General features: G+C 68.9%; 3 protein-coding genes. 2 read left to right on the top strand and 1 reads right to left on the bottom strand.

Annotated elements, in window-relative coordinates; genetic code table 11:
- Nucleotides 1–996, top strand: a 996-nt coding sequence (locus AC5LSR_RS16310; protein WP_493468647.1) for a restriction endonuclease subunit S, incomplete at its 5' end; no start/stop codon positions are given.
- Entirely contained in the window at nucleotides 993–2,516 is a 1,524-nt protein-coding gene (locus AC5LSR_RS16305; RefSeq protein WP_493468646.1) for a class I SAM-dependent DNA methyltransferase, read from the top strand. The genes AC5LSR_RS16310 and AC5LSR_RS16305, both read left to right, overlap by 4 nt.
- A gap of 124 nt (nucleotides 2,517–2,640) precedes the next feature.
- Here the strand turns inward: AC5LSR_RS16305 and AC5LSR_RS16300 are convergent, their stop codons facing one another.
- Complete coding sequence (locus AC5LSR_RS16300) at nucleotides 2,641–2,808, bottom strand: hypothetical protein (RefSeq protein ID WP_250291783.1); 168 nt, start codon at nucleotides 2,806–2,808, stop codon at nucleotides 2,641–2,643.
- Nucleotides 2,809–2,881: the final 73 nt, after the last annotated feature.

Genomic DNA, 2,881 nt, shown 5'->3' with positions numbered 1-2,881 from the left:
CACCTCTCCCGCCTCGACAGCGCCGAGCGGCTGGTCGCTCGGGCCACCGTCCGGGCCCGACATCTTGAAGAAGCCGTCTCAGCCATCGCCTATGGGTATGACGTGCCAACCGGCGAGCCCGCCGCGGCCCCGCCCACACCGGGCGGAACGGATGACGGGCTGCTCCCCCGAATCCCAGCCTCTTGGACGTGGCTGCGGCTGGGGGAGATCGCCGATGTCGTCGGCGGGATCACCAAGGACCTGAAGAAGCAGTCCGACCCCGATTTTCCTGAGGTTCCCTATCTACGGGTGGCGAACGTCCAGCGAGGGTGGCTGGATCTTTCCAAGATTGCGATGATTCGCGTGCCGGCGGCGAAAGCCGCGCAGCTCGCGCTGCGGGCGGGTGACGTTCTCCTGAACGAGGGCGGGGACCGCGACAAGCTGGGGCGCGGGTGGGTCTGGGAGGAGCAGATCCCCGGCGTGATCCACCAGAACCATGTGTTTCGCGCCCGGATTCGCGAGAACATCATTCATCCAAAGCTGCTCTCCTGGTATGCGAACAGTGCCGCCCGCTGGTTCGAGGCCAACGGCAAGCAGAGCGTGAACCTGGCGTCCATCAGCCTGTCGAAAATCAAGCAGCTGCCGGTTCCGGTCCCGCCGCCCGAGGAGCAGGCTGCCATCCTGGAACGCATCGAGGGACAGCTCTCGATGCTCGCTGCCACGGCCAGACTGTCGGAACAGGCGACGAAGAGATCGAAGGCTCTCCGACGTGCGATCCTCGCCCGCGCCTTCAGCGGCGAACTCGTCCCGCAGGATTCGGCTGATGAGCCGGCGTCCGTGTTGTTGGAGCGGATTCGGGCTGAGCGTGAGGCTCAGGGTGCCCGGGGTGGCAAGGGCGGGGTCAGACGTGCCGCCCGTCGTCCTCGCAAACCTGCGGCTACAGTCGATGGGCCGTCGGCCTTTGCGGGCGCGGCGTCCGTCCCCGCTGATGCTGTTCAACAGGAGCTTAAGCTGTGACTCCCGCTTCCCCCGCTCAGGCACATGCGCAGACCAGCTCGCTGGTCGCGAAGCTGTGGAACTACTGCAACGTGCTGCGGGACAGCGGGCTGTCCACCATCGAGTACGTCGAGCAGCTGTCCTATCTGCTCTTCCTCAAGATGGCCGACGAGATCGCCAGTGACCCGTTCACCGAGGAGGAGGCCCGGCCGGTCGTCCCGGCCGCGTTCGACTGGCAGGCGCTCGCCCGGCTCAAGGGCGTCGACCTGGAGGTCCACTACCGGCGGACCCTGGAGGCGCTGGCGAGGAACGCCGGCACCACCCTCGGCACGATCTTCGCCAAGGCGCAGAACCGGATCACCGAGCCCGCGCTGCTGGAGAGGCTCGTCATCGACCTGATCGGCCGGGAGGAGTGGACGATCCAGGGCACCGACCTCAAGGGCGACGCCTACGAGGGCCTGCTCGCCAAGGGCGCCGAGGACACCAAGACCGGCGCCGGCCAGTACTTCACCCCCCGCGCCCTCATCGACGCCATGGTCGACGTCACCCAGCCGACCCCCACCGACACGATCACCGACCCGGCCTGCGGCACCGGCGGCTTCCTCATCGCCGCCCACCACTACATCCGCACCCACCACATGGACGACATCTCCCGCGAGGACCGGCTCTCCCTCGGCGCGGGAAAGATCTGGGGCACCGAACTCGTCACCGGGACCGCCCGGCTCGCCGCGATGAACATGCTGCTGCACGGCATCGGTGACGCCGACGGCCCATCCCTGATCACCGTCTCCGACGCGCTCGCCGAGCAGCCCCGCCGGCACGCCTCGCTGGTGCTGGCCAACCCGCCGTTCGGGAAGAAGTCCGCGATCACCGTCGTCGGCACCGACGGCCGGGCCGAACGCGAGGACATCTCCTACGAGCGAGCCGACTTCCGCGCCACCACCACCAACAAACAGCTCAACTTCCTCCAGCACATCATGTCGCTGCTGGCGATGAACGGCCGGGCCGCCGTCGTCCTGCCCGACAACGTGCTGTTCGAGGGCGGCGCCGGGGAGAGGGTCCGCCGCCGGCTGCTCGAGGAGTTCGACCTGCACACCCTCCTGCGCCTGCCCACCGGCATCTTCTACGCCGGCGGGGTGAAGGCCAACGTCCTGTTCTTCGAGAAGAAGCCGCCCCGCGGCGGCGGCGGCCACAACACCTCGAAGCTGTGGGTGTACGACTTCCGCACCGGCAGGCACTTCACACTCAAACAGCGCCCGCTGCGCCGCGCGGACCTCGACGACTTCGTCGAGGCCTACCTGCCCGGCAAGCCCCACGACGAGCGGGTCGAGTCCGAGCGTTTCCGCGCCTTCGACCACGCCGACCTGATCGCCCGCGACAAGGTCAACCTCGACATCACCTGGCTGAAGGACCCCGCCCTCGACGACGCCGACAGCCTGCTGCCCCCCGAGCTGATCGCCCGTGAGATCGTCGAGGACCTCCAGGCCGCCCTCGCCGAGTTCACCGCCCTCGCCGACTCCCTCGGCGGCGAAACCCCCTGAACGCGCCCCGCGGGGCACACTCCTCGGCTGGACTCTGGACTGTCGTGGGCTGGGTCGTCGCCATCGCGCCTGCCGTCGACCAGCATCCGCCGGCCACGTATCCACCCGGGCCGCCGCCGCCCGGTCAGTATCCACCGGGCGCGTACCCGTCCGGGTCGCCGGCACGGCACCAGCGGGCGTTGCGGGCGGTGGCGTGCGGAACGCGGCGCCGGGCCCCGCAGGCGGCGCACCCGGGAGCGTCACTGTCGATCAGGCTTTCCACGGCTGACGGCGCGTCACCGGTGCCATGCATGATCGCAAAATTCGCGGTTCGCTAGCCTTCATTCCGTATACCGCGCCCGCCGGGGAAGCAGGACGCCGGAGTT

The organism is Protofrankia sp. CiP1_Cm_nod4 (assembly GCF_982290645.1).
Note: the sequence above shows the minus strand (reverse complement) of the source record. Positions and strands in the feature narration are given on the sequence as shown.